Annotated in this window: 3 protein-coding genes; all 3 read left to right on the forward strand. The window is 63.3% G+C overall.

What is annotated here, in order from left to right; translation table 11 throughout:
• Positions 1 to 1586, forward strand: a 1586-nt coding sequence (gene terL, locus JOY90_RS14720) for a phage terminase large subunit (RefSeq protein ID WP_291691847.1), incomplete at its 5' end; no start/stop codon positions are given.
• Entirely contained in the window at positions 1516 to 1764 is a 249-nt protein-coding gene (locus JOY90_RS14725) for a hypothetical protein (RefSeq protein WP_291691848.1), read from the forward strand. The genes terL and JOY90_RS14725, both read left to right, overlap by 71 nt.
• A gap of 224 nt (positions 1765 to 1988) precedes the next feature.
• On the forward strand, positions 1989 to 2288 hold the full coding sequence (locus JOY90_RS14730; RefSeq protein ID WP_291691849.1) for a GDSL-type esterase/lipase family protein: 300 nt from the start codon (positions 1989 to 1991) through the stop codon (positions 2286 to 2288).
• Positions 2289 to 2428 lie beyond the last annotated feature (140 nt).

Below are 2428 nucleotides of genomic sequence, written 5' to 3' on the forward strand. Positions count from 1 at the left end.
ATGACTTCGCGACTTTCGCGATGCGCTGCTTCCATGACCTCAATCCGCAGACTCGTCTGGCGATGAACTGGCATCTCAGGGTCATTGCCGCCAAGCTGACCGCGGTGCGGGAAGGAAAGATCAGGCGGCTGATCATCAACTTGCCACCCCGCCATCTGAAATCCTTGCTGGCCTCGATCGCCTTTCCAGCCTGGTGTCTCGGGCACGACCCCACGGCCCAGATCCTGTGCGTCAGCTATGCCCAGGAACTCGCCGACAAGCTCGCCCGCGATTGCCGCAGCATCATGATGAGCCGGTGGTATCGGCAGATCTTTTCGACCCGGCTGGCGCCGCACCGCCAGGCAGTGCAGGAATTCATCACCACCCGGCAGGGCTACCGGCTCGCCACCTCCACCGGCGGTGTGCTGACCGGACGCGGTGCCGACATCATTCTGATCGATGACCCCTTAAAGCCGGAAGAGGCGCTCTCCGATTCGCAGCGGCAAGCCGCCAACGATTGGTACGACCACACCCTCTACAGCCGGCAGAACGACAAGCGACGCGGCGCCATTGTCACCATCATGCAACGGCTGCACGAAGACGACCTCATCGGCCATCTCCTTGCACAGGAGCCGTGGGAGGTCCTGAGATTTCCGGCGATCGCCGAAGCGGACGAGGTGCACCGGATCGAGACGATCTGGGGACCGCGATGCTTCACGCGCCGTCGGGGCGAGGCGTTGCACCCCGACCGCGAGCCGCTCGAAACCCTGGAGCACATCCGACGGACCATCGGCGAATACAACTTCGCCGGACAGTATCAGCAATCGCCGGCTCCGTTGGGCGGCGGCATGGTGCAAGCCGAATGGTTCAAGCGCTATCGCGAGAACGAGCGGCCGCAGCGCTTCGAGCGCATCGTGCAAAGCTGGGACACCGCCAACAAGGCGACCGAGCTCAGCGATTTCTCGGTGTGCACGACTTGGGGAGTGAGCGGCAAGCACCTCTTCCTTCTCGGTGTGTTCCGCAGAAGGCTCGAGTATCCGGCGCTCAAGCGCGCCGTGCGCGAGCAGCAGAGGCTGTTTGATGCGACCGAGGTGCTGATCGAGGACAAGGCTTCGGGCACCCAGCTGATCCAGGAGCTGATCGAGGATGGCTGCCATGCTGTGACGCGCTACCAGCCGACCACCGAGAAGATCATGCGTCTGCACGCACAGACCGCGATGATCGAGAGCGGCTTTGTCCACATCCCCGAGGAGGCGCCCTGGCTCGCCGAATACCTCCATGAGATGACCGTGTTCCCGAACGGCAAGCACGACGATCAGGTGGATTCGACCGCCCAGTTCCTGGACTGGTTGAAGCGCCCGTTCCCGGGCCGAGGGTTCTACGAGCTCATCCGGATGCAAGCCGAGCGCTACCGCAACCCTGAGAACCCGCAGCGCCATCGCGTTCTCCTGGAAGGGCCCGTCGGTACGTCGGTGCAAACCTTCTCAGGCCGGGATGTCAATGTCGCCTCGGATGGGACACTCGAACTATCTGCCGATGATGCGCAAAGTCTTGATCCGCGCCGGCTGGCGCAAGCTCGGAGAGTGGATCGAGGACGAGCCAATTGAGGACGAGCAGATCGACGAGCAGAGCAAACCCGAGGGTCCCAAAGTCACTTACGCCGTCGCATCGATGGAATGGCAGGCCCAACAGCAGCAAAAAGAGATCCGCCGCATCGAGGCGGAGGCTCGACGCGAGAGGCGCAGATTAGCCCGCGTCGCGATGATTATGAACGCGAAATCCTAAACGCTCGATCCGGCGAGATCGCGCGAAGTTCGGCCGGCGATTCCGCGCATATGGGCGACTCGGCCGGGACGCACCGCGGGAGCCACGCCGGGTTGAAGGCCTGCAAAACCCATTTGGCGCGCGTCGGAACCGCCTTCCCTTTCGGCGGGACCGAGAGTTCGAAGCCTGCTCCCTCCAGCAGAGAGCCTTCGAACTATCGGTTCCCGATAGGGACCGATGGATTGGTGGTGCTCCGCCAGCGCCTGCCAGAGGCCAGAATTCTGCTTCTGGGCTTGTTGCCGAGGGAGGAATTGGCCGATGCTCCGCTCCGCCGGGCAGCCGCGCAGGTAAATAGGCTTATCCGCGACTGCGCCGACGGTGAGCACATTGTTTCCGCCGAAATCGGCGACGTGCTGCGCGACAGCCACGGGCGGCTCGGCGCGGCGCTCTCTCCCGATCGGCTGCACTTCAACGAACGTGGCTATGGTCTGCTCGCATCGCGGCTCGAGCCGGTGTTGGACCGTCTCCTCGCCGGCGGCCGATGAACACGCGCAAAAAACCCACGTAGAGAGTCACGAACGGCCCCTGTTTTCACAGCGGGACTGAGGGTTCGCATCCGGCTTCCTCCAGCGAAGAGTCTGCAAACTTCCGGGCCCTCTCGCATGAGCTCGAGGCGGCACTGGAT

The organism is Bradyrhizobium sp. (genome assembly GCF_019242285.1).
Lineage (GTDB): Bacteria > Pseudomonadota > Alphaproteobacteria > Rhizobiales > Xanthobacteraceae > Bradyrhizobium.